The following is a 23,795-nucleotide window of genomic DNA, read 5'->3' on the forward strand; positions in this document are numbered from 1 at the left end:
CACGGAAACCGGAGGCAGCGGGCCCGATCCGAGTACCACGCCGCGTCGCCCGCCCGAAACGGCCGAAGCCGCCGTGCCGCGACCGATCCGCCACTAGGTTGACGGTGGACAGGAGGAGGAGATGTGGACGCGGTGAAGGCGATCGAACGGGATCACCGGGTGTTGGAGTCGCTGTACAACGAGCTGGGCGCCGGGAAACCCCGGCAGCGGGAACTGATCGCCGAGATCGAGGCGCGCCTGCAGGCCCACAGCCGCGCAGAGGAGGCGGAGGTGTACCCCGCGCTGGCGGAGGCGGACCCCTCGGAACGCGGCGAGGTGCACCACGGCGTCGAGGAACACCGCGAGGCGGAGGAGAAGCTGCGCCGCGCGGAACAGGCGATCGGTTCCGACGGCTACGACGACGCCGTCGGCGAGTTCGTCTCCGCGATCAGCCATCACGTCGAGGAGGAGGAGTCGGACATCCTTCCCGCGCTCAAGGAGGCGGTCTCGGCCGCGCGACTGCGGGAGCTGGGCGAGGCCTTCACCCGGCGACGCGAGTCGGAGCTGTCGGCGGCCGGAATCGAGGACACCGGCTCCCGTGGAGACGACCGCAAGGGCGGAGACGAGGACGTGACCCGGCAGGACCTGTACCGGCGGGCGCAGAAGGAGGACGTCCACGGGCGTTCCGACATGACGAAGGACGAACTGCGCCGCGCCCTGGACGACTGACCGAGCCCGGAGGCGTGACCGGTGGCCCCCGCCCACGGTGGGGGCCACCGGCGTGACGGTGTGGCCCGCCCGCCCGCCGGCCGGGCGCGGCGGTCACCAAGGGGAGCCGGTGGCGTGCGCGGACCGGCCACCGATTGCGCCCGGCCGGTAGAGTCGCGGCACAACCCCCGGCCCCGGAGTTCTCGCAATGTCGGTTCCGCACCCGTCCCCCACGGCCGCCGCGACACTGTGGCGACTGTCGATCGTGTTCAGCGCGCTGTACGGGCCGTACCGGCTGATCTTCTCCACCGGCGAGTTCAATCCCGACGCCCTGTACGAGCTGAGCCAGCTCGCGGGCGTCGTCGTCGGGGTGTGCTACCTGGGATTGGCGCTCTTCCCGCTGTTCGCCGGAGGACGCCGCGACGAACCGGCGTCGGCGTGGCTGCGGGGCGCCCTCGCGCTGCTGATGCTGTTGGTGTCGTTGACGTCGATACTGATCCTCAACGGCGGGCGGCTCAGCCACGGTGCCTTCTTCTTCGAACACCTCGTCGCGCCCGTCATGGTGGTGCTCGACTTCGTCTTCGTGGGCCGCAACCAGTTCCGGACACGTTGGTGGCACCCGCTCACCTGGCTGCTGCCGCCGCTGGCGTACTTCGTGTTCCTACTGGCGACGGGGGTACAGGCGTACGGCTGGCTGTTCTCGCCGCACAACCCGTACTTCGCCGGCGTGGTCGCCGGATTCGTCGTCGGCCTGACCGCCGTCGGATACGCGCTGTTCGGGATCGTCAGGCTACGGGCGACGTTGTCGGCCCGGCCGGCGGCCTGACCGTCAGATCCAGCCCTGTTCCCACGCCGCGTGAGCGGCGGCGTGCCGGGTGGACACGCCGAGCTTCGCCATGATCGTCGACAGGTAGTTGCGGACCGTTCCCGGTGCCAGGTGGACGGCCGACGCGATCTCACTGATCGGTCGCCCGGTGCGGGCGGCCCGCAGGATCTCGAGCTCCCGCGCGGTCAACGGGCAGTCGTTCTCGGTCAACGCCGACGCCGCGATCTCCGGATCCACGTACCGCCTGCCGTCGTGTACGTCACGGATGATCCCGGCCAACCGCTCCGCCGGAGTGGTCTTGGGCACGAACGCGCTCACCCCCACCGACAGGGCTCGCCGGAGGATCCCCGGCCTGGCGTGACGGGTCACCAGGATCACGGGCGGTCCCCCGGCGGCGAGTATCCGTTCCGCGGCGACCAGCCCGTCGGCCGGCGGCATCTCCAGGTCGAGTACGGCGATGTCGGGCCGGTGCGAGGCGACGGCCTTCACCGCGGCGTCACCGTCGCCGACCTCCGCCACCACCGTCAGGTCCGGTTCCAGGTTCAGCAGCGACACGAGCGCACCACGCAACATGGCCTCGTCGTCGGCCACCACGATCCCTATCACGACGTACCACCCGTTCCCGCGGCGGCGGGCAGCCGTCCGCGAATCGTGAACCACCCGGAGGCGTGCTCCCAGTCGAGCGCGCCGGAGGCGGCGGTGAACCTGTCACGCAGGCCGGTCAGCCCGGTCCCCGCCGCCGCCACGGGCGCCTCGTCGGCGCCGTCGTTGCGGATGGTGATCACCATCGCCGAGGGCTCGGCCTCCAGAGTCAGTTCGCACCTGCGTGGCGACGCGTGCCGCAGCACGTTGGTGGTCGCCTCTCTGACCAACAGTCCCATGTCGCGTTCCACCGACTCGTGCCAACCGGTGTCGCCCGGCGGCAACCGCACGGCGGTGTCGATCCCCGCCGAGGACAGGACCCGCGAGGCGTTGCCGATCTCGGTGCGAAGCGAGACACGGCGGTACCCGGCGACCACCGCGCGGGTGTCCCGCAGCGCGTCGTGCGCCAACTGCTGCACCTCACGCATCAACGCCACCGCCTCGTCGGCGCAGTCCGGCCGCAACCTGGCGGCCAGCTCGCTCTTGAGGGCGATCACCTGCAGGTGGTGGCCCTGGATGTCGTGCAGTTCGGCGGCGAAGCGAAGCCGTTCCCGGGCCACCGCCAGTTCACCGGTGACCCGCCGGGCCAGTTCCAGTTGACGCGCCACGTCGTACTGCCACCAGCTCATCCAGAGTCCGGTCGCGATGGAGAACACCCCCAGGCCGGCCACCGTGACGGTCGAGGCGGGAAGGCCGCGCCACCACGACAGGCCGGCGGCGACACCGATCGCCAGGATCGTCACCGCCGCCAGACCCACCGGCCGCCGTCCCGCCGGAAGCCTCAACAGGACGGCCGTGGCCAGTACCGCGCCGTGAGTCAACAGGCCGAAACCGGCGGCCCCGGACGGATCGGCGGTGACCGCCAGCACCGCCAGCGCCCCGGCCGCCGCCGTGAGCATCCCGATCTCGCGCCGGTCCACCGGGGGCGGCTCCTCGGTGCCGGTCACCCGCAGGAACGACCACGTCGGACCCACCGCCGCCACGGCGAGGACCACGGCCGTGACACCCGCCCGGACCGCCGGTTCGCCGTCACGCACCATCGCCCACACGGTGAACCCGAACATCACCGCCGGAGACGGCACCAGGGTCCACCACACGCACTGCCGTAGGCGGGCCAGGTCGCGTACGCCCGGCGGATCGGTTCGGTGGGTCATGCGTCAAGTATGCGGGCCGCGGCCCGCCCGCGCGAATCCGCGATACGGCGCTGACCTGGCCTCATGACATCCGTCATCTCGATCGGTGACACCGCCACGGCCGGCGGTGCCGCTTCGGCACTACGCGTCCGGGGCGGCGGCGGCCACGGTGGAGGCATGACCACCAGAACCGAATCGGCCGGGCGCGACGCCCGGCACCCCACGGGCGTCGTCGGTGACGGCCCGGCCATCGAGGCGACCGGCCTGCGTTGCTGCTACGGGGACCACGTGGCCGTCGACGGAGTGGACCTGGCGATCGCGCCGGGCGAGCTGTTCGCGCTGCTCGGCACCAACGGCGCCGGCAAGACCACGACCGTGGAGACACTGGAGGGACACCGGACCCCCGACGAGGGCCGGGTGCGCGTGCTCGGCCGCGACCCGGCGCGCCACCGCCGTGCTCTCGCCGGTGAGGTCGCACAGGTCCTCCAGGAGTCCGGGTTCGCCGGTGACCTGACCGTGGCCGAGACCCTGAGGTTGTGGCTGCGGCTGCATCCACGTCGACAGTCCTATTCAGACCCGCTCACCGAGGTGGACCTGCGTCATCGGAGCGACGTACGGGTCGCGCGGCTGTCGGGCGGGGAACGGCGCAGGCTCGATCTCGCACTGGCGCTGGCCACCGGACCCCGGATCCTGTTCCTCGACGAGCCGACCACCGGCATGGACCCGGCGTCCCGGGAACGGACCTGGCGGCTGCTCCGCCGGCTGGCCGACGACGGGTGCACCATCCTGTTGACGACCCACTACCTGGAGGAGGCCGAGGAACTGGCCGACCGCCTCGCCGTCATGCACCGTGGCCGCATCGCGGTGACCGGGACGGTGGCGGAGGTGGCCGCGACCCGGCGCGCCCGAATCCACTGTGTCCCGAGCTCCGGTGCCGGGCGCGACCTTCCCCCGTTGGCCGGCGACACGACGTGGGACGGACCGGCGTTGACGGTACGCACCCGTCACCTGCAGGCCGACCTCCACCGGCTGCTCGACTGGGCCGACCGCACACACGTCACATTGAACCGGCTGAACGCCGCCGAGGCGTCACTGCGCGAGGTCTTCGCCGCGGTGCAGGCCGACCGGGGCGAAATCGAGGAGACATCATGACCGACACCGACACCCGATTCCGCCGGACGCCGGGATGGCTGGTCGTCGCCGGAAACGAACTCCGGCTGATCATGCGCAACAAGACGGTCGCCGTGACCGCGACCCTCGTCCCGCTGGCGATGATCGTGGTGATGAGCCTGGGCGACGGCGACGGATCCCCCGGCATGGCCGCCATGCACCTGGTGATGCTGTTGGGGTTCTCCGTCTACGCGACCACCACCATGGCCCTGGCGCACCGCCGGGCCGCCATGTTCCTCAAGCGGTTGCGCGCCTCCCCGGTGCCCTCGATGGGCATCGTCGCCGGACTGGCCTGCGGCCCGGTACTGCTGTTCTTCGCCCAGTCGGGCCTGTTGGCGGCGGGGCACGCGGTCGCGGGGGACATGCCGCCCCGCGACCCGGCGGTACTGGCGGCGGCGGTGGTGACCGGAGCCGTCACCTGTGCCGCCCTGGCGTTCCTGACCGCCTCGTTCACGAACACGCCGGAGGCCGCGCAACTGACGACCATGCCGGGCTTCATGGTCCTCATCGGCGGGATGCTGTGGGTGTTGAACACCCCCGCCGACGAGGTGACCGCCGTGCAGTTGGCGATCCCCGGTGGCGCGGTGACCCAGTTGGCCCGCGCCGGCTTCACCACGCCCGGTGAGATCGCGGCGGTGCCCGGAGTGTGGTCTCCGGTACTGGCCGCCGTCGTCGTCTCGACCGTCTGCTGCCTACTGGCCGCCCGCCTGTTCCGGTGGGAACCCAGATCCTGAACCCGAAGGAGCCCACGGTGTTCCGTTCCCCACTGGTCGAGGCGCTGTTCGGCGTCCGGCTCGCGGACAAGACCTCCACCGAACTGATCGCAGGGGTCGTCGGTGTCGCCGTGGTGACACCGGTCGCCGTCACGGCGTTCGACGGACCGGCGAGGGTGTTCCTCCCGCTGGCGGCCGTCGGCTACTGGCTGACACGGGCGGCACTGGTCGCCCGCCGCAACCGGGCGGGACGTCCGTCCCACTGAACTCCCTGATGGTCGTCGACCGAGACCCGGTCCTCCGCCCGCGTCACGGGCGGAGGACCTGCGATCGCGTCGAGCGCCGCAGCGAGACGCTCACGCACCGCGACCTGTGCCGCGATCCGTTCGTCCAGCGCGGCCAACCTTCGACGGGCCACCTCGATCCCGTTCGAGGAAGGTGGTGCCGAGGCCACGTCTCCGTCGAGGCACGGCAGGAACGACGCCACGTCCGCCAACGTCAGACCCGCCGCGAGCAGATACCGGATGTTCGCCACCCGGTTCACGGTCGCGGCGGGGTAGTCGCGATAGCCGTTCGCCGAGCGCGTCGACTCGATGAGTCCGGCCGCCTCGTAGTGCCGCAGCGATCGCGGCGTCGCACCGGACGCGGCCGCCACCTCCCCGATACGCATGTTCCCTCCTCGTGGTTGCGGTACTCAGGCGACCAGCGCACCGCCGTCGACCGACAGGACCGTACCGGTGACGAATCCCGCCGCCGGCGACGCCAGGAACCGGATGGCGGCGGCGATCTCCTCCGGCCGCCCGACCCTACCCAACGGGGTGTGCTGCCGCTGCCACTCCCGTACCGTCGCCAGTTGTTCCGCGCTGAGGCCCCGATGTTCACCGATGGGCGTGTCGACGGCCCCCGGTGCCACGGTGACGACGCGAACCCCCTCGGGAGCCAACGCAACCGCCCAGCTCCGGCCGAGGGCCTCGACGGCCGCCTTGGTGGCGGCGTAGAACGCCTCGGACTCCGGCCACGCCCGTCCATCGACGGCGGTCGACACGTTAACGACGACCCCACGTGACCGGCGCAACTCCGGCAACGCCGCCTGCACGAGCAGCGCGGGCGCGATCAGGTTGGTGGCGATCATCGGGGCCAACACCGACGAGGTGATCGCGCCCAACGGTGCCGTCACCACCACCCCGGCGTTGTTCACCAACACGTCCAGCCGGCCGTGCCGTCGCACCACCTCCGAGACGATCTCCTCGGCGGCACCCTCACGGGTGATGTCCGCAGTCAGCGGCGTGATCCGGTCGTCGCTTCCGGCCGTCTCCGCCAACCGCGCGAGGCGGCGGCCGACCGCGATCACTCTGGCGCCGTCCTCGGCGAACGCGCGCGCGGTGGACCGGCCGATGCCGGTTCCCGCGCCCGTCACGAGCACGACGGGTGAGGAGGTGGTTGCTTCGTCTTCAATCGTCATGACCCGATCGTCCGACCTTCACACCGGTGTCAGGGTCAAGTCGACGTGCCGAGGGTCACTCCCCGGCCGGCTCGCCGCCCACGCCGGTCAACGCGCGCCCAGCCGCCGGGAACGCTCCCGCTGCTTGGCCTCCAGCACGACCTTGCGGATACGGACCGCCACCGGTGTGACCTCGACGCACTCGTCCTCGCGGCAGAACTCCAACGCCTGTTCCAGCGAGAGCCTGCGCGGCGGGATCAGTCGCTCCAACTCCTCACCGGTCGACGACCGGACGTTGGTGAGCTTCTTCTCCTTGCAGATGTTGACGTCCATGTCGTCGGCGCGGGAGTTCTCGCCGACGATCATTCCCTCGTAGACCTCTGTGGTGGGCTCGACGAAGAGCGTGCCGCGTTCCTGGAGGTTGAACATCGCGTAACTCGACGCCACACCGGACCGGTCGGCCACCAGCGAACCCGACTGCCGGGTGCGGATGTCGCCGAACCAGGGCTCATAGGACTCGAACACGTGGTGGGCGATGCCGGTTCCGCGGGTGTCGGTCAGGAACTCCGTCCGGAAGCCGATCAGGCCACGGGCCGGGATCAGCCACTCCATCCGGATCCAGCCGGTGCCGTGGTTGATCATCTGCTCCATCCGGCCCTTGCGGGTGGCGAGGAGTTGGGTGATGGCCCCCAGGTACTCCTCCGGGGCGTCGATGGTGAGCCGTTCCACCGGTTCGCAACGCCTGCCGTCGACCTCCCGGGTGACGACCTGCGGCTTGCCGACGGTGAGCTCATAGTTCTCCCGGCGCATCTGCTCGACCAGGATCGCCAGCGCGAGCTCACCTCGACCCTGTACCTCCCAGGCGTCCGGCCGCTCGGTGTCCAGGACCCGCAGCGACACGTTGCCGACCAGCTCCTTGTCGAGCCGGTCCTTCACCATCCTCGCGGTGACCTTGGCGCCCTTGACCTTCCCGGTCAACGGGGAGGTGTTGGTGCCGATGGTCATCGAGATGGCCGGCTCGTCGACGGTGATCAGCGGCAGCGGGACCGGGTTCTCGGCGTCGGCGAGGGTCTCGCCGATCATGATCTCCGGGATGCCCGCCACGGCGATGATGTCGCCGGGCCCGGCCTTCTCCGCAGACTTGCGTTCCAACGCCTCGGTCATCAACAGTTCCGAGATCCGGACGTTGCCGATGCTCCCGTCGGTGCGGCACCAGGCCACCGTCTGACCCTTGCGGATCTCGCCCTGCCGCACGCGGCACAGCGCGAGCCGCCCCAGGAACGGCGACGCGTCGAGGTTCGTGACGTGTGCCTGCAGCGGCGCGCCCTCCTCGTACTCGGGCGCGGGAATCGTCGACAACAACGTCTCGAACAGCGGCATGAGGTCACGGCTGTCGGAGGGGACCTCGCCGTTGGCGGGCTCGGTCAGCGAGGCGATCCCGTCCCGCGCGCACGCGTAGACGATCGGGAAGTCGATCTGGCTCTCGTCGGCGTCGAGGTCGAGGAACAGTTCGTAGGTCTCGTCCACGACCTCCTTGATCCGCGCGTCCGGCCGGTCGACCTTGTTGATGACCAGGACGATCGGCATCCGCGCCGCCAGCGCCTTCCGCAGCACGAAACGGGTCTGCGGCAGCGGCCCCTCCGAGGCGTCCACCAGCAGTACCACGCCGTCGACCATGGTGAGGCCGCGTTCCACCTCGCCGCCGAAGTCGGCGTGACCGGGCGTGTCGATGATGTTGATGGTGATGTCCTGGCCCTGCGGCGTACGGTGCTGCACCGCCGTGTTCTTGGCCAGGATCGTGATGCCCTTCTCCCGTTCCAGGTCCATGGAGTCCATGACCCGGTCGTCGACGGCCGCTCCCTCCCGGAATGCGCCGGCTTGGCGGAGCATGGCGTCGACCAGCGTGGTCTTACCGTGGTCGACGTGAGCGATGATCGCGACATTGCGCAGGTCAGTGCGTTGGGCCATGACTTCCATTGTCGGTTACGGCCATCGCAGGTCCGGCGGCGACCCCGGGTGACGCAGCGCACTCCGGCGCGTGTGCGCCTCCCGGTGCCGCTGACCAGCCCCGCGCCCGGTCGCGGGACGGTGCGGGAAAGTCGGGCTCCCGGGTGTCGGCGCGCGTGTCATATTCTTCGTTGCATGGCGGCGACCGGATCGATACGACTGGCTGTCGACTTCGGCACGTCCAACACCGTCGCCGTGATGTCGGTTCCGGGCCGCCCCGCGCTGCCCCTGCTGTTCGACGGCTCACCGATACTGCCCTCGGCGATCTTCGCCGGCCCCGACCGGCTGCTGACCGGCCGGGACGCCGAACGCGCCGCCATGTCCGACCCCGCCGCGTTCGAACCGCACCCCAAGCGGTGTGTCGCCGACGGACACCTGCAACTCGGCAGGATCGAGGTCGCGGTGCCCACCGCGATCGCCGCGGTCCTGTCCCGGGTCTGGCAGGAGGCGTGGCGAGTGGCGGGCGCGGCACCGGCGGAGCTGGTCCTGACGCACCCGGCGGGCTGGGCGGGGGAGCGGTTGCGGGTCCTGGCGCAGGCGGCGGCCCTCGCCGGCATGCCGGTTCCCAGGTTCACCCCCGAACCGGTCGCGGCGGCCACCCACTTCGCCGTGCACCTCGGCCACCGGATCCCGGCGGGCGGCCACATCGTCGTCTACGACCTGGGCGGCGGCACCTTCGACATCAGTGTGGTGAGGCAGTCGCCCGCGGGAGTGGAGGTCGTCGCCACCGGCGGCCTGACCGACGTCGGCGGCGTCGACATCGACCACGCGATCATCAGGCACCTGGAGGCCACGTACCCCGACGCCGACGCCTGGCCGCGCCTCCACGCGCCGCAGACCCCGATGGAACGCCGCCACCGTCGTGGACTGTGGAGCGACGTCCGTGACGCGAAGGAGATCCTCAGCCGGGAGAGCAGCACTTCGCTGTACCTCCCGCTGCTGGACCGCGACGCCCTGCTGACCCGGAACGAACTGGAGACGCTGGCCAGGCCGCTGCTCGACCAGACCGTGGAACTCACCGTCGGGGTGCTCGCCGGAGCCGGAATCGAGATGGCGCAGGTGTCCGGGCTGTTCCTGGTCGGCGGTGCCAGCCGGATGCCGTTGTCCTCGACGTTGCTGATGCGGCAGACCGGTACCGCGCCGACCGTGCTCGAACAACCCGAACTCGTGGTGGCCGGTGGCGCCATGGACGCGCCGCACCGTGTACTGCCCGCCCCGGATCGCCGGGAGCCGCTGCCGAACCTGGCGGTGCCGGTGTCGGCCCCGCCGGGCCCGGGGACACCGGATCCGGTATCGGTACTGCGGATCCCGGCACCGGCGCAGCCGCAGGTGCCGCCGCCCCCGGCTCGCACCGATCCCGTGCATCCCGTGTCGCCCGCCGCTCCGGTTCCGATGCCGGTTCCCGCTCCGGAGGTCCTGCCGGTCTCGACCTCGCCGGACGGGGCCGCGCCGGTGGCGGAACGGGTGTACCGAGGTATCGCGAAGGTGCCCGACACGCTGCGCCGGAGTCACCCCGTCGTGGGCGCACACGCCTCACCACCGACCCGGACCGAACCGCCGCCGCCGCCCGCCGAGGCACCGGAGCCACCGAGGCCCCGTCCGGCCGAACCGCCGCCACGTACCCCGGCCCCCTCGACCACGGCGCCCGCCCCCACCGACCACACCGGACACGGCGCGGTCCTGCCGGGCCCCGTCACGGTGGCCGCGTTCGGGCCGGGCGACGTCCTGGCCGGGGTCGCCCGCAGCGGCGTGCTCGTGACCGGAACGGCACCGGGATCGCCGCGGGTGACACTCGCCCGTCACGACGTCGAACCCGCCGTCCTGGCGTGGCATCCCACCGCACCCCGGCTGGCCACCTCGGACGGCAACCTGGTGAAACTGTGGTGGGCCGGCCGCGCGGACGCCGGATTCGGGGACGCGGTGCTCCGGCACACCCTCAACTTCCCCGGCGAGGTCCGGTTCGTGGGGTGGATGGACGACGCCGTGGTGGTGGCAGGTACCCGCACCATCTGGCTGTGGCGGCCTGACCGTTCCGACGAACCGGTCAGGCGGTGGAACGCGCCCGGCCCGGCCGTCGCCGAACTGCGCGCGCTGGCCGCCGTCGGCGACCGGTTCGCGACCGGCGACTCACTGGGCTGGATCCGGTTGTGGGACGTCACCGCGACCGAACCGGTGATGGACCTGCACGAGGAGTCGCTCGCGGTCCGCGCGCTCGCCTGGTCCACCGACGGAGGGCGGCTGTTGGCCGGCGACGCCGCCGGGGGCCTCCGCACGTGGCGGCTGTCCGACGGGGCGTCCTCGGCCGGGGTGCGTGGTCACGAGGCCGCCGTGCGGGCGGTGGCCTGGTCGACGGACGGGGCGTTGGTGGCCTCGGCCGGCCTGGACCGCGTCGTGCGGGTGGCCGCGGCGGACACGCTGAGCTTCCGGGCGCAGGCCCGCTGGGACGCCCGGGTCGTGGCCCTGCGCTTCGTCGCGGACGACGGGCTCGTCGTCGCCCTGGAGGACGGTGCGGTCCACACCGTGGCGGTGTGACCCGTTCCGGCTCACACCAGTCGAAGCCGGTAGTGCTGTCGGCTGCCTCCCTCGGGACCCGTGGGAGCCGCCTCGCCCGGCGTGAAACCGAGCCGTTCGTAGAACACCCGCGCGCCGCCGTCGCGGGCGGCGGGGTGGTCGGCGCCGAAGGTGACCACGTCCACCGTGGCCGGACGTGTCGTGACGCGATCCAGCAGCGCCGACACCAGGAGTCTCCCGATCCCGCCGCCGCGCGCGGTCTGCGAGACCACCAACCAGCCGATGTGGAAGGTGTCGCCCGTCCCCTCGGCGAGCATCGCACCGTGTGGCCGGTCGGGCGACGGGCCCCGCACCACGAAGGCGTCGCCGGCGGTGATCGCCGACTTCACGGCCGTATGGAAACCGGGCACCTCGACCATCGGCCCGAACCAGTGCTCGACCTCGCCGGCGAGGGCCAGGAAACCGGGGAAGTCGGTGTGGTCGGCGACATCCACCCTCACGGCCGCAAGCCCAACCGCTCCGCAACCCCGTCGGCCATCTGCCGCAACCGTGCGAGCTGCCGCTCCACCTGGTGGCCCTGGCCGCCCTCGTGCTCGTTCCACGGCCACACGTCGATCTCCTTGTCGCCGGCCCAGTGGTGGTAACCCGCGAACACCGTGGACGGCGGGCAGGTGGTGTCCCGCAACGCCACCGAGTACAGGGCGGCGGTACGGGCACGGGCGGCGAAGTGCATTCCGTCGAAGTAGGACAGTGTGCGCATCACCGGTTCCTCCAGATCCCGTCGCGCGGCCAGGAGACGCACGATCTCCGGATACGGACCGGTGGAGGCGATGTCGAGGGCGCGCCGGAAGTGGGTCAGGAACGGGACGTCGATGAACGCGGCGAGCAGGTCGTCACGGAGACCCGCCACCGCCTGCGCGATGCCGCCGCCCTGGCTGCCGCCGCACACCACGATCCGGCCCGGTGGGACGCCCTGCCGTGTGGTGGCGACGTCGACGGCGCGTACCGCGTCGACGAAGAGGCGGCGGTAGTAATAGGTCTCCGGTGACAGGATCCCCTTCGTCATCATGCCGGGGGCCTGCGGGTCGTCGGTGCCGTGCGGGTCGCCGGTGGCGCCGGGGCTGCTCGTGCTGGATCCCCCCTGCCCCCTGCTGTCCATCACCAGGGTGGCCCAGCCGGCGGTCGGCCACACCAGGTGTTGATGGGGGAGGCCGCGGCCGCCGTGGTAACCGATGTAGGTGACGACGCAGCCGAGCGGCGTGGTGTGGCGGGGCGCGATGTACCACGCGTGGACCGGATCGCCGTTCCAGCCGGCGAAACGGACGTCCTCCACCGTGACACCCGTCAACGGGGTGTCCACCGGGTGGGCGCGCACGTCCAGCGGGACGGCGGCGGCGGTGTCCAGAGTGCCCCGCCAGAAGTCGTCGAAGTCGGCGGGCTCGTCGCGGTCGGGGCGGTAGGCGCGCAGTTCCGTGAGGGGTAGGTCGAACAGAGGCATGCCGGTGTTTCTACCACCGGCCCGGCATCGCCGTGTCGCCGCGCCGGGCCGAACCGGTCAGGGCGGCGGGTTCGCGGTGCGGGTGTCGCGGGCGCGCCGGGAGCCGCGCGGGTGCTCGCCGTGCAGGTCCCGCCCGGTGGTGCGCACGAGCGTCTCGTCGGGGCTGCCGCAAGCCGAGCACGTGTAGTCGTGGCTTCCGGTGTCGGTGTAGTGGTCGTCGTATTGGTGACGCCGATGGCCGCGCAGGTCCTCGAAGTACCCGGTGGAGTCGGCGTACCCGTCCGGTCCCACGGTGGAACGTCCGGGGCCGTAACCGGGCGACGGTCGTCTCCTCCGTGGACTCCGGAGCGGGGAGCCCGGCCTCTTCGAGTGCCCCCAGTACCGCGTCCACGGTCGGGCGGCCCCGGCTGCCGTCACGGGTCAACGCCAGGACGTCACGCCCGGTCCGTTCCCCGGCTATCGGGCGCACCACCACCGGATGCCAGTCGGCCGACCGCGCCGACGCCGGTATCAGCGCCACCCCCTGCCCCGCCGAGACCAGCGCGCCGATCACGAGGTGGTCGCTGGACCGGTGCCGGACGTCCGGAGTGAAGCCGTGACGGCGGCACAGCGACGGAACCAGTCGCCCGAACTGGCCGTCCGGTTCGCCGGTGATCCACGGTTCGGCCGCCAGGTCCGCCAACCTGACCGCCGCCACCTCCGCGAGCCGATGCCCCTTCGGCAACACCACCCGCAACGGATCGTGGCCCAACCGCCGGGACCGGACTCCCGGCGGAATCCGCAACGGCGTCGCCCGATACGACGGCACCACCGCGACGTCTGCGTCGCCGGCGGACACCGCGCGCACCGCCGCCTCGGTGTCGCGGGTGTGGCACTCGACGCGAAGCCCCGGATGCCGTTCCCGCAACACGGTGAGAACCCCGGGCATGACGTTGATCGCGATCGTCTGGACCGCCGTGACCGTCAGGGTGCCGGTCAACTCGCCACGCCACCGCTCCAGCACACCCTCACCGCGTTCCAGCTCCGTCAGCACCCGGGCGGCGTGGTCGGCCAGTGCGACACCCGCCTCGGTGAGCCGGATGCCGCGCCCCACCCGCTCGGTCAACGGCACGCCCGTGCGCCGTTCGAGTGAGGCGAGCCGGTGACTCGCCGCCGACCGGCTCATCCGCAGCGCCTCGGCCGCGGCGGTCAGGGTGCCGCGCATTCTCAACTGATGCAGTAGTTGCAGGCCGGTCATCGACAACACAGGTGAACGATATCGAACGGTCACCGGTGCAGAGTTGCGCTTGTCGCGCGGTTCATGCGCTGTTTGACTGGGCACACCCCCACCGCGAGGAGAGACCTAATGAGCAGTGCCCTGCCGTACGACTCCGGCGAGATCCTGACCGACACCGGCGACCACGTCCGCAAACTGACCGAGGCGTGGCGGCACATCGCGCGACGGCACGCCGCCGGCGAGGCGCTGTACAACGTGAGCGGGCTCGAACGCGGCCTCCCGATGCCCGGTGACCTCGACGACTGGGTCCTCGACGACGAGTGGAGCGGTGCGCTGTTCGGCGAACGGCTGCGTGAACTGGGCCTGGCCCATCTGGGGGGCGAATCCGGCCGAGACGACGTCATGGTCGCCAACCGGCTCACCGCCGCACTGTTCGCGGCACTCCAGGTGACCGTGGTCCCGGGTGCGACCGTGATCGGGGTCTCGCCGTCCTACAGCCACCCGGCGGTGGTGCGCGGAGTGCGCGACGCCGGTGGCGTCCTGGTCGAGACCGTCGGCGCCGAAGCCTGCGCGCGGGCGCTCGCCGCCCACCCGGAAGTCGGCGTGGTGGTGGTGACCCGGTTGGCGGTCACCTACGACGCGCTTCCCGAGGCCGACCTGCACCGCATCGTCGCCGACGCCCACGCGGCGGGGGCGGTCGTCGTGGTGGACGACGCCGGAGGGGCCAGGGTCGGGCCGGCGGTACTGGGACAGCCCCGCACACTGGAGTTCGGTGCCGACCTGGGCGCGACCGGCCTCGACAAGTACGGCGTCGCCGGTCCCCGTGTCGGTCTGCTGGGCGGCCGGGCCGACCTGGTGGCGAAGGCGAGGGCACGGGCCGTGGAACTGGGCTCCGAGTGCAGGCCGGTGCTCTACCCGTCGGTGGTGCGTTGCCTCGACGAGTACCGGCCCGAGCGGGTGCGCGAGCTGATCGCCTCCACACGCCTGGTCGGTGACGCGCTGCGGCGGCGGCTCGGCGACTGGGTCGAGGAGACGCCGTTCATCACGCGACTGCCCGGCGCGGGGATCCTGGCGGAGATCCGCCGCCGCGCGGCGGGCGTCCCCGTCGACCTGGCCCCCATCGAGGCCACCGCCGCGGTGGCGATGTCGTTGTTGGCGTCCGAGGGACTGCTGACCGTCCACTTCGCGGGCCTGCCGCCGGGGACCGACGCGCTGCTGATCAAGTTCATTCCGCCGGAGACGCTGGCGGAACTCGGTGGTGCCGAACGGTTCGCCGAGGCGATCGACGACGCGCTCGACGCGGTGGCCGCGATGGCGTCCGAGTCCGGCGCGTACCGTGCGCTGCTGCACGGAGCGGCCTGAGTCCCCGCGACGGTTGGACGAGGGGGCCGCCGCGACACCGGCGCCTACTCGTGGGGCCCGCCGCCGTCCGGTTCGGTTCCGGATGGCGGCGGGCCCGCGACGCCGGGCGCCGTACCCGAGATCGAGTCGGAGCGGGAGACGTGTCCTTGGCCGCTGGACGACCGGCCGGAGCCGGACGGGATTCGAACCCGCGAATCACTCATTGCGATTAGAAGTAGCCCACTCCTGCGCACCGGGTACGGCTGTGGTGACGATACACCGCCGGTGCCAACGGGCGGTCGGTCTGATGTGGAACAATCGGGGCCGATCGCCCGCCACACCCGCACGACGGGTCTCCGGCGGATGGACGTGGTGGTTCCGCCGGTATCACGGGCGGCACGGCCCGGGCCGGATGCGGCCTCGGCCGTGAGCCCGGTCCCCGGGGTCGGCCGTCACCAGCCGCGGGCGCGCCACTCGGCCAGATGGGGCCGTTCGGCGCCCAGCGTCGTGTCGTCACCGTGCCCAGGATGCACCACCGTGTCGTCGCCGAACCGCGCGAACAGCTTCGCCTCCACGTCACCGATCAGGGTGTCGAAGTCACCGGGACCCCACGTCTTTCCGACGCCCCCTGGGAACAGGCTGTCACCGGTGAACAGCCGGTCCGGTCCGGCGGGGTCGGCCAGGTGCAGCGCGACACCGCCGGGCGTGTGACCTCTCAGGTGGATGACCGACAACGTCAACCGGCCGCACCGCACGACGTCGCCGTCGGAGACCGTCCGGGTGACCACCGGGATCTCGTCGGCGTCGTCGGGGTGCGCCAGCGACTCCGCCGACGTGGCGGCCACCACCCGCGGCAGGGCACGGATGTGATCCCAATGACGATGCGTGGTGACGACCGCCGTGAGTCCGGCCTCCCCCGTCACGGCGAGGATGCGTTCCGGCTCCGCCGCCGCGTCCACCAGGACCTGAGTGCCCGTGACGGCACAGCCGAGCAGGTAGACGTTGTTGTCCATGGTGCTGACGGAGAACTTGGTGAGCCGCCCGTCGGTCAGTGGGAACACCAGTGGCGGGCCACCGGGTTCGACATGTCCGCTGTTCACGGTTCCAGGGTGTCAAACGCCGGGTCAGGTGCGAAAAGCGGCTTGCGGTCGGACTCGGCGCGTCCTAGCCTCTAAGGCGTCGTCGTCGTGTCGACCGTGGTGATGAAGCCGGAGAGAGGAGGTGGCGGGTATGCCCCAGCGGACCCGAGTACAGGGTCGATGTTCCCATGGCTGTTCCACTGGCGTACTCGCGACAGCCGCCGCCGTTCCGGTGACCGCCGCCCGCCACTGAGTGGCCGGCCCGGTACTGCGAAAACCTAGAAAAGGTGCTTCGTTGACCATGTCATTGGCGTCCCTCGGATGGGACGCGCAGTTCGCCGCCTCATACGCGCGCTTCGACCGCCGGGGCAACCGGCCCGGTCGCATCGCGCGCGTCGACCGCGGCGTGTGCACGGTTCTCACCGAGACCGGCACCACCCGGGCGAGTCTGGCGGGCCGGATGCTCGGCATCATCGCCCGTGACCCGCTCGCCATGCCCAGCGTCGGCGACTGGACCGCCGTCCGCAGGTGGGACGACGACCGGTTCACCGTGGAGGCGGTGCTGCCCCGGCGGTCGGCCATCGTGCGTTCCACCGCCGGTAAGGCCGCCGAAGGCCAGGCCGTCGCCGCCAACGCCGACACCGTGGCCGTCGTGGAATCCCTCGACCCGGATCCGGACGCCGGCCGTATCGAGCGGTTGATGGCGCTGGCCCACGAGTCCGGGGCCGAGCCGATCCTGGTGCTCACCAAGGCCGACGCCGTCGCCGATCCCGACCTGTTGGCCGCCGACCTGGCGACCGCCGTCCCGGAGGGGACCGCGGTGATACCCGTCAGCGCCGTCACCGGCCGCGGGATCGCGCGAGTGCGCGACTACATCGCCGTCGGCCGCACCCTGGCACTGATCGGCGCCTCCGGAGCGGGTAAGTCCACACTGGTCAACACCCTGGCCGGAGCGGAGGTCATGGCCACCCGGCGGCTGCGCGCCGACGGCAGGGGCCGTCACACCACCAGCTATCGCGCCCTCATCCCGATCCCCGGCGGCGGTGTCGTCCTGGACACCCCCGGGCTGCGGGCGGTCGGCCTATTCGACCGGCGCCCCGGCGACGCCGCCAGCCCCGCCGACGGCCTCGCCCTGGCGTTCGGAGACCTGGAGGAACTGGCCGCGGCCTGCCGGTTCGGTGACTGCCGCCACGACACCGAGCCCGGATGCGCGGTGGCGGAGGCCGTCGCGAACGGACTGGTGACCACGCGCAGGCTCGACAACTGGCGAAAACTGCAACGGGAGCAGGCGTTCGAACGGCAGCGCGTCGAGGTGCGGGGCAGGGACGGGCGCCGTAGGGGCCGCCGACCGAAACGGAACCTCCACCCGTGGGAACGTTAGGGGCACGCCCGGCGCCGTCGCGGGCGGCACTCGGGGCTCCGGCGGACCGCCCGATCCGGGCTGCGAGACTCTGAACCGCCCCGTGCGGTCCGGCCGTGGGCCGTCAACCGCCCGGAGAGGCAATGATCGACACCTCCGCCGCGACAGTCGTCGCGCTCGGACTCATCACCGTGATCGCCGCGCCGTCCCGGTTGCGACGTCACGTCGCCACACGCAGGATCGGTGACCGCACGGCCGTCGGGTTCGTCGTCCTCACCGTCGCCGTGGTGACGGCGGGCCTGGTGTCGGTGACCGCGCCCACGGTGGCGGTCCGGTGGGGCGCGACCGTGGTGGCGCTGACGGCGGCGGTCGGCCTGTTGGCATACGAACGCAACCGGTCGAGCCGCCGGGTGCTGCGGCACCTGTGCCTGGTCGTGTCAGCCCTGGCCGTGACCGTGATGGTGTCCGGAATCACCGCCGCGGCCACCGGGGGCACCGCGCCGGCCGCCGCCTGGGCGCTCACCGCCGTGGCGTTCGCGGTCCCCGTGGTGGTGCCGGTGGCCGGCGCGACCCGGTGGCTTCCCGGCGTCGCCGCCGGCCCGTGGGCGGTCGCGGTGCCGGTGAGTCTCGCGGGGGCCTCGGCCGCCGGGAGTCACGACCTCACCCGGGACGTGACGGCGGCGGTCCTGGGAACGGCGGCGGTGGTGGCGGTGTGGCGGGCGCGTGACCTGCGCGACCTGCTCGGTTGGTACACGGCCGGCCAGTTCGCCGTGGTACAGGCGTTGTCGGGCGGCCCGGAGGGCGGCGCAACCGGGATTACGGTGCTGTCGGCGGTCGCCTTGGGCGGGGCCGGACTGTGGCTGGCGGCCGGTGACGTCGTGTCCGTCGTCGGGTCGAGCCGGTTCGGGATCGCCGACGGCTGGTGGCGTCGACAGCCGCGTCACGCGCGTGCGGTGGTCGTGACGGGGCTGGCCGCCACCGTCCCACCGGTGTTCGTCGCCGTGTCCGGTGTGAGCAGCGTCGCGGTCGTCGTGATCGCGCCGGTGATCGCGGCGGCGGTACTGTTGGGGGCGGCCGTGTGGCGCGGCCTCGCGCGTATCCTCGACGGCGATCCCGCCGGTAACCGGTACGTGATCCCGGCCGCGTCGGAGACCCGGCTCACCACAGCGCCGTTGTACGCGGCGGCCATCGCGGCGGTCGTGGTCCCCGCCCTCACCTGGCCCGCCTGACCGCGGCGCGGTCACGGCCGCGTGGACCGGAGGGCGGTGAGTAGGCTTTCGAACGGCCGTCGGCGACGGCGATGTCATACCTGGGGGATAGGTTCCGCACGTGAGTAGTCCGCGTTCAGCACAGTCGAGCAAGCCCGGGAGTCGGCCCGGTGACCACATCAGCATCCGCGGCGCGCGGGAACACAATCTTCGGAACGTCAGCCTCGACCTGCCCCGGGACGCCCTGATCGCCTTCACCGGCCTGTCGGGGTCGGGAAAGTCGAGCCTGGCGTTCGACACGATCTTTGCGGAGGGGCAGCGGCGGTACGTCGAGTCGCTGTCGGCGTACGCGCGGCAGTTCCTCGGTCAGATGGACAAGCCCGACGTCGACTTCATCGAGGGCCTGTCTCCGGCGGTGTCGATCGACCAGAAGTCGACCTCCAAGAACCCGCGCTCCACCGTCGGCACGATCACCGAGATCTACGATTATCTGCGGCTACTGTTCGCCCGGATAGGCAACCCGCACTGCCCGATCTGTGGGGAACCGGTCTCCCGGCAGAGTCCACAGCAGATCGTCGACCAGGTGCTGGCGATGCCGGAGGGCACCCGGTTCCAGGTACTCGCGCCGGTGGTGCGCGACCGCAAGGGCGAATACGAGTCGCTGTTCGCGGACCTCCAGACCAAGGGGTACGCCCGCGCGCGGGTCGACGGCACCGTTCACCAGTTGACCGACGTGCCGAAGCTCAAGAAGCAGGAGAAGCACTCGATCGAGGTCGTAGTCGACCGGCTGGTCGTGAAGCCGTCGGCGAAGCAGCGGTTGACCGACTCGGTGGAGTCGGCACTCGGGTTGGCCGCCGGGATCGTGCTGTTGGACTTCGTCGACCTGGCCGAGGACGACCCGGTGCGGGAGCGCCGTTTCTCCGAACACCTCGCCTGCCCCAACAACCACCCGTTGGCGCTCGACGACCTCGAGCCGCGTTCGTTCTCGTTCAACACCCCGTACGGCGCGTGCCCGGAGTGCACGGGACTGGGCGTCCGCAAGGAGGTCGACCCGGAGCTGGTCATCCGCGACGGCGAGAAGACGTTGCGCAACGGTGCGCTCGCGCCGTGGTCGAGCGTCGGAATGGGCGACTACTTCCTCTACCAACTCGTGGCGCTGGGGGAGGTCCTGGGCTTCGACGTCGACACCGCGTGGGACGACCTGCCGTCGCGGGCGCAGAAGGCGATCCTGCACGGCCACGACGCGAAACTGTTGGTGAAGTACCGCAACCGGCACGGCCGCGACCGCTCGTACACCACCTCCTTCGAGGGGGTGGTGCCGTGGGTGGAGCGCCGGCACGCCGACACCGACTCGGAGTGGACCAGGGACAAGTACGAGGGCTTCATGCGTGAGGTCCCGTGCAACAGCTGCCACGGCACCCGGTTGAAGCCGGAGGTGCTCGCCGTGACGGTGTCCGGCCACAACATCGCCGAGGTCTGCGGGTTGTCGGTGGCCGGTTGCGCGGAACTGCTGGCGAAGCTGGAACTGACCGAGTCCCAGGCGATGATCGCCGAGCGCGTCGTCAAGGAGATCAACGCCAGGCTCCGCTTCCTGCTCGACGTCGGTCTCGACTACCTGTCGTTGGACCGCGCCTCGGCCAGCCTCTCCGGCGGTGAGGCGCAACGGATCCGGTTGGCGACGCAGATCGGCGCCGGCCTGGTCGGCGTCCTCTACGTCCTGGACGAGCCGTCGATCGGCCTGCACCAGCGGGACAACCACCGGCTCATCGAGACCCTGGTCCGGTTGCGCGACATGGGCAACACCCTGATCGTGGTCGAACACGACGAGGACACCGTCCGCACCGCCGACTGGGTGGTGGACATCGGCCCGGGTGCCGGCGAGCACGGCGGCCGGATCGTCCACTCCGGAACCGTGGACGAGCTGTTGGCCAACGAGGACTCCATCACCGGCGACTACCTGTCCGGCCGACGTGGCATCCCGGTCCCGGAGCGGCGCCGCAAGCCGCAGCCCGGTCGCAGCCTCAAGGTCAAGGGCGCGCGCGAGCACAACCTGCGCAATGTGGACGCGACCTTCCCGTTGGGCTGCCTGGTGTCGGTGACGGGGGTCTCGGGGTCCGGTAAGTCCACTCTGGTCAATGACATCCTCTACAAGGTGCTGTCCAGCCAGATCAACCGGTCCAAGGCGGTCCCCGGACGGCATCGCCGCGTCGAGGGCCTCGACGAGGTCGACAAGGTCGTCGGTGTGGACCAGTCACCGATCGGGCGCACACCGCGGTCGAACCCGGCGACGTACACCGGCGTCTTCGACAAGATCCGCAAGCTGTTCGCCGAGACGGCGGAGGCCAAGGTACGCGGTTACACGCAGGGCCGGTTCTCGTTCAACGTCAAGGGCGGCCGGTGCGAGGCCTGCTCGGGCGACGGGACTCTGAAGATCGAGATGAACTTCCTGCCCGACGTCTACGTGCCCTGCGAGGTGTGCCACGGCGCCCGGTACAACCGGGAGACGCTGGAGGTCCACTACAAGGGCAAGACCATCGCCGAGGTGTTGGACATGCCGATCGAGGAGGCCGCCGAGTTCTTCAAGGCGATCTCGTCGATCCACCGGCACCTGAAGACCCTCGTCGACGTCGGACTGGGTTACGTGCGCCTGGGCCAACCGGCGCCGACACTGTCCGGTGGCGAGGCGCAGCGAGTCAAACTGGCCGCCGAACTCCAGAAGCGGTCCACGGGACGGACCGTGTACGTGCTCGACGAACCCACCACCGGTCTCCACTTCGAGGACATCCGCAAGCTGCTCGGTGTCCTGTCCGGACTGGTGGACAAGGGCAACACCGTCATCGTCATCGAACACAACCTGGACGTCATAAAGAACTCCGACTGGCTGATCGACATGGGGCCGGAGGGCGGCGACAAGGGCGGCACGGTCGTGGTCGCGGGCACCCCCGAGACCGTCGCGGCCGACCCGGTCAGCCACACCGGGCGGTTCCTGCGGGACCTGCTTCCCACCGGCTGAGTGATCCGGGGCGGTCGACCGGCCGCCCCGGACACGCCTCGACCGGCGTCACCCCGCGGGGTCGTCGTGGATCCCGGTGTCGGCCGACGTCAACCGGAAACCGGTGAACCGTACCTGGAGACCCGCCCGCAACGGTGAACAGCAGAACGGCCCCGCCGCGGCGGGCGCGGTCGGATCCAACGGCGCCAACCGGACCATCCGCCACGACTCCCCGGCACGTCGCGCCCGCACGGTGACGGCGTCACTGCGCCTCGACACCCGGACCGTGATGCGATGTCCCCGCCACTCCGGTACCGGCGCCATGGACCAGTCCGACATGCCGCGCGTCACCACCGCCCCCAGATGCGGTGCGTCGTCGGTGTACTCGATGCCCGCCTTCAACCAGGTGAACTCGTCGGTGTAGACCATCGCGCCGGCCTGGTCGTACAGTTCCGAGAAGTCGGCGTCGAAGTCGACCTCCACGGCGGTGCCCTCCGGTAGCGGAGTGAGCAGCGCGTGGCCGTTGTGGTGTGTGAAGCCGTAACCGGTGACGCGCCAGAAGTCCGTGCGGTCGTCGGTCGTGATAAGCAGGTCGCCGCCGTCGACGTGCGAGCGCAACGGGGGATTGAGCCACCTCGCCTGAGACCAGTCGATGCGGTCCGGTGTGTCCACGCCAACCTCGCTTCACCACTCGGAGAACGGCCGTATCCTATGCGCCGCCGTCGGACCCGGTGTGTGCGAGGTGGACGGAATCCCTGCCGGCCCGGCGACACCGTGGTGCGCGCGTCCCGCCACTCGGCCCGGCCGGCCGTATCCGGGGTGGTGGAATACGGCGCCCGACCTGAAATCGCCTGGCGCGTGACGGCGTTCCGCGCTATATGTCTGATATGTACCTGTTCTGGTGTGCCGTGGTTCCCGTCCTCGCGCTTCCGGCGGCCCGGCGCCTGGTCGCCGGGTTCACGGGAGACCGGCCGACGGCCGTCGGACTCGGATGCGGCGCGGCCGCGGCCACCGTCACCGCCGCCTCGGTGCCGCCGGCGACGGCATCGGTGCTCCTGGTGCTGTGCCCGGTGTTGATGGCGCTCCCGGTGATCGACGCCCGGATCCATCGGCTTCCCGACCGGTTGGTGCTTCCGGCGTTCCCGGTGGTCGGGGCGTGGCTGATCGCGACCGTGATCGTCACCGGGACACCGGATGCCGCGACCCGGGCGGCGGCCGCGGCCGCCGCCGCGATGGCCGTCCTCGCGGTTCCCTGCGCCGCCGGCGGAATGGGCTTCGGCGACGTCAAGCTCGGCGGCCTGCTGGGGCTGATCACCGGATGGATCGGTGTGGACACCGCGATCGCGGCCGGACTCGCGGCACTGCTCGCCGGTGCCGGTCACGGACTGGTGGTCGCGGTTCGCCACGGTGTGACCGCGCGCCTGCCGTTCGGTCCGGCGCTGCTGGCCGGGACCGCAATCGGAGTCGTGGTCACGCGGGGCTGACGACGACGGCGGTTCCGTACGCGCACACCTCGGTGCCCGACTCACCCGCCTCGGTGACGTCGTATCGCATCGCCACCACCGCGTTCGCACCCCGGGCCTGGGCCTGTTCCAGCAGCCGGTCCATGGCCTGGTTCCGGCTCTCCACCAGGGTCTTGGTGAGGCCGCGCAGTTCTCCGCCGAACATCGACTTCAGGCCCGCGCCGATCTGGCTGCCCAGGTGGCGCGACCGCACGGTGAGACCGAACACCTCGCCGATGACCCGGTCGATGCGGTATCCGGGTACCTCGTTACTGGTGACGACGAGGATCCCGGCCCCCGGATCTATGCCGCCGCCGTACTCCTCGATACCCACACCGCCCCCAACCGCCGACCCATCACGTCTGTCGAGAGCATAGCGGTAGCCCCACCTCGGGCGCGGCCCGCGAGGGTGGCGTGTCCAACGGCTGGGAGCGGCCCGACCGGGTCGGTGACGTCCTCACCGCCCGTG

At 71.4% G+C, this 23,795-nt stretch carries 21 protein-coding genes and 1 pseudogene; 11 read left to right on the top strand and 11 right to left on the bottom strand.

Going from position 1 to position 23,795, the window contains the following annotated elements; translation table 11 throughout:
• The first annotated feature begins 123 nt into the window (after positions 1 to 123).
• Entirely contained in the window at positions 124 to 708 is a 585-nt protein-coding gene (locus LX16_RS07075; RefSeq protein WP_147134875.1) for a hemerythrin domain-containing protein, read from the top strand.
• A gap of 187 nt (positions 709 to 895) precedes the next feature.
• Entirely contained in the window at positions 896 to 1,513 is a 618-nt protein-coding gene (locus LX16_RS07080; RefSeq protein WP_147134878.1) for a hypothetical protein, read from the top strand.
• Between the two features lie 3 nt (positions 1,514 to 1,516).
• On the opposite strand, the gene LX16_RS07085 is transcribed toward LX16_RS07080, so the two are convergent.
• Both LX16_RS07085 and LX16_RS07090 read right to left on the bottom strand, forming a co-directional pair.
• On the bottom strand, positions 1,517 to 2,119 hold the full coding sequence (locus LX16_RS07085) for a response regulator transcription factor (RefSeq protein ID WP_147134881.1): 603 nt from the start codon (positions 2,117 to 2,119) through the stop codon (positions 1,517 to 1,519).
• Complete coding sequence (locus LX16_RS07090; protein WP_147134883.1) at positions 2,116 to 3,309, bottom strand: sensor histidine kinase; 1,194 nt, start codon at positions 3,307 to 3,309, stop codon at positions 2,116 to 2,118. Before LX16_RS07090 ends, LX16_RS07085 begins: the two co-directional genes overlap by 4 nt.
• 156 nt (positions 3,310 to 3,465) lie before the next feature.
• Here LX16_RS07090 and LX16_RS07095 point away from each other — a divergent pair, with 156 nt between their 5' ends.
• The 3 genes from LX16_RS07095 to LX16_RS07105 are packed head-to-tail and all read left to right on the top strand — an operon-like array spanning position 3,466 to position 5,437.
• Positions 3,466 to 4,440: an ABC transporter ATP-binding protein gene (locus tag LX16_RS07095; RefSeq protein WP_147134886.1), complete on the top strand. Its 975-nt coding sequence runs from the start codon at positions 3,466 to 3,468 to the stop codon at positions 4,438 to 4,440.
• Entirely contained in the window at positions 4,437 to 5,192 is a 756-nt protein-coding gene (locus LX16_RS26520; protein WP_158645510.1) for an ABC transporter permease, read from the top strand. Before LX16_RS07095 ends, LX16_RS26520 begins: the two co-directional genes overlap by 4 nt.
• A 17-nt stretch (positions 5,193 to 5,209) precedes the next feature.
• The gene (locus tag LX16_RS07105) at positions 5,210 to 5,437 is read left to right on the top strand and encodes a hypothetical protein (protein ID WP_147134889.1); all 228 of its coding nucleotides are present in this window, start codon (positions 5,210 to 5,212) and stop codon (positions 5,435 to 5,437) included.
• Positions 5,438 to 5,493: 56 nt separating this feature from the next.
• Here the strand turns inward: LX16_RS07105 and LX16_RS07110 are convergent.
• From LX16_RS07110 to typA, 3 genes and pseudogenes are all read right to left on the bottom strand, one after another.
• A pseudogene (locus LX16_RS07110) lies at positions 5,494 to 5,841 on the bottom strand (MerR family transcriptional regulator); the annotation flags it as partial.
• A 24-nt stretch (positions 5,842 to 5,865) separates the two neighbouring features.
• Positions 5,866 to 6,633, bottom strand: a complete 768-nt coding sequence (locus LX16_RS07115) for an SDR family NAD(P)-dependent oxidoreductase (RefSeq protein ID WP_147134895.1) — start codon at positions 6,631 to 6,633, stop codon at positions 5,866 to 5,868.
• An 87-nt stretch (positions 6,634 to 6,720) separates the two neighbouring features.
• Positions 6,721 to 8,580, bottom strand: coding sequence for a translational GTPase TypA (gene typA / locus LX16_RS07120; RefSeq protein WP_147134898.1), 1,860 nt, complete (start codon positions 8,578 to 8,580; stop codon positions 6,721 to 6,723).
• 174 nt (positions 8,581 to 8,754) lie between these two features.
• Here typA and LX16_RS27885 point away from each other — a divergent pair, with 174 nt between their 5' ends.
• A complete protein-coding gene (locus LX16_RS27885; RefSeq protein WP_147134901.1) occupies positions 8,755 to 11,151 on the top strand; it encodes an Hsp70 family protein in 2,397 nt (798 codons plus the stop codon).
• A gap of 11 nt (positions 11,152 to 11,162) precedes the next feature.
• On the opposite strand, the gene LX16_RS07130 is transcribed toward LX16_RS27885, so the two are convergent.
• From LX16_RS07130 to LX16_RS07140, 3 genes are read right to left on the bottom strand one after another with little or no spacing between them, the layout of a single operon-like run.
• Positions 11,163 to 11,630 carry a GNAT family N-acetyltransferase gene (locus tag LX16_RS07130; protein ID WP_211354323.1) on the bottom strand — a complete coding sequence of 156 codons (468 nt, stop codon included), beginning with the start codon at positions 11,628 to 11,630 and terminating at the stop codon, positions 11,163 to 11,165.
• Positions 11,627 to 12,628: an acetylxylan esterase gene (locus LX16_RS07135; RefSeq protein ID WP_147134904.1), complete on the bottom strand. Its 1,002-nt coding sequence runs from the start codon at positions 12,626 to 12,628 to the stop codon at positions 11,627 to 11,629. The genes LX16_RS07130 and LX16_RS07135 overlap by 4 nt, the downstream gene beginning before the upstream one ends.
• 10 nt (positions 12,629 to 12,638) lie before the next feature.
• The gene (locus tag LX16_RS07140; RefSeq protein ID WP_244615770.1) at positions 12,639 to 13,865 is read right to left on the bottom strand and encodes a LysR family transcriptional regulator; all 1,227 of its coding nucleotides are present in this window, start codon (positions 13,863 to 13,865) and stop codon (positions 12,639 to 12,641) included.
• A gap of 108 nt (positions 13,866 to 13,973) precedes the next feature.
• On the opposite strand from LX16_RS07140, the gene LX16_RS26525 reads away from it, so the two are divergent.
• Positions 13,974 to 15,206 carry a hypothetical protein gene (locus tag LX16_RS26525; protein ID WP_158645511.1) on the top strand — a complete coding sequence of 411 codons (1,233 nt, stop codon included), beginning with the start codon at positions 13,974 to 13,976 and terminating at the stop codon, positions 15,204 to 15,206.
• Between the two features lie 431 nt (positions 15,207 to 15,637).
• Here LX16_RS26525 and LX16_RS07150 read toward each other — a convergent pair whose 3' ends face one another.
• Entirely contained in the window at positions 15,638 to 16,285 is a 648-nt protein-coding gene (locus tag LX16_RS07150; protein ID WP_244615701.1) for an MBL fold metallo-hydrolase, read from the bottom strand.
• A 280-nt stretch (positions 16,286 to 16,565) separates the two neighbouring features.
• Between LX16_RS07150 and rsgA the strand changes: the two genes are divergently transcribed.
• From rsgA to uvrA, 3 genes are all read left to right on the top strand, one after another.
• Positions 16,566 to 17,645 carry a ribosome small subunit-dependent GTPase A gene (gene rsgA, locus LX16_RS07155; protein WP_244615771.1) on the top strand — a complete coding sequence of 360 codons (1,080 nt, stop codon included), beginning with the start codon at positions 16,566 to 16,568 and terminating at the stop codon, positions 17,643 to 17,645.
• Between the two features lie 122 nt (positions 17,646 to 17,767).
• The gene (locus tag LX16_RS07160; protein ID WP_147134916.1) at positions 17,768 to 18,853 is read left to right on the top strand and encodes a hypothetical protein; all 1,086 of its coding nucleotides are present in this window, start codon (positions 17,768 to 17,770) and stop codon (positions 18,851 to 18,853) included.
• Positions 18,854 to 18,953: 100 nt separating this feature from the next.
• Entirely contained in the window at positions 18,954 to 21,845 is a 2,892-nt protein-coding gene (gene uvrA / locus LX16_RS07165) for an excinuclease ABC subunit UvrA (protein WP_244615702.1), read from the top strand.
• A 48-nt stretch (positions 21,846 to 21,893) separates the two neighbouring features.
• Here uvrA and LX16_RS07170 read toward each other — a convergent pair whose 3' ends face one another.
• The gene (locus tag LX16_RS07170; protein ID WP_211354324.1) at positions 21,894 to 22,496 is read right to left on the bottom strand and encodes a DUF1349 domain-containing protein; all 603 of its coding nucleotides are present in this window, start codon (positions 22,494 to 22,496) and stop codon (positions 21,894 to 21,896) included.
• A gap of 215 nt (positions 22,497 to 22,711) precedes the next feature.
• Here LX16_RS07170 and LX16_RS07175 point away from each other — a divergent pair, with 215 nt between their 5' ends.
• On the top strand, positions 22,712 to 23,308 hold the full coding sequence (locus tag LX16_RS07175) for a prepilin peptidase (protein ID WP_158645512.1): 597 nt from the start codon (positions 22,712 to 22,714) through the stop codon (positions 23,306 to 23,308).
• On the opposite strand, the gene LX16_RS07180 is transcribed toward LX16_RS07175, so the two are convergent.
• Positions 23,295 to 23,660 (bottom strand): YbjQ family protein, encoded by a 366-nt coding sequence (locus tag LX16_RS07180; protein WP_147134922.1) that lies wholly within the window; start codon positions 23,658 to 23,660, stop codon positions 23,295 to 23,297. The genes LX16_RS07175 and LX16_RS07180 overlap by 14 nt on opposite strands.
• Between the last annotated feature and the right edge of the window lie 135 nt (positions 23,661 to 23,795).

The sequence above is a fragment of the Stackebrandtia albiflava genome, assembly GCF_007994225.1.
GTDB classification, from domain to species: Bacteria; Actinomycetota; Actinomycetes; order Mycobacteriales; family Micromonosporaceae; genus Stackebrandtia; species Stackebrandtia albiflava.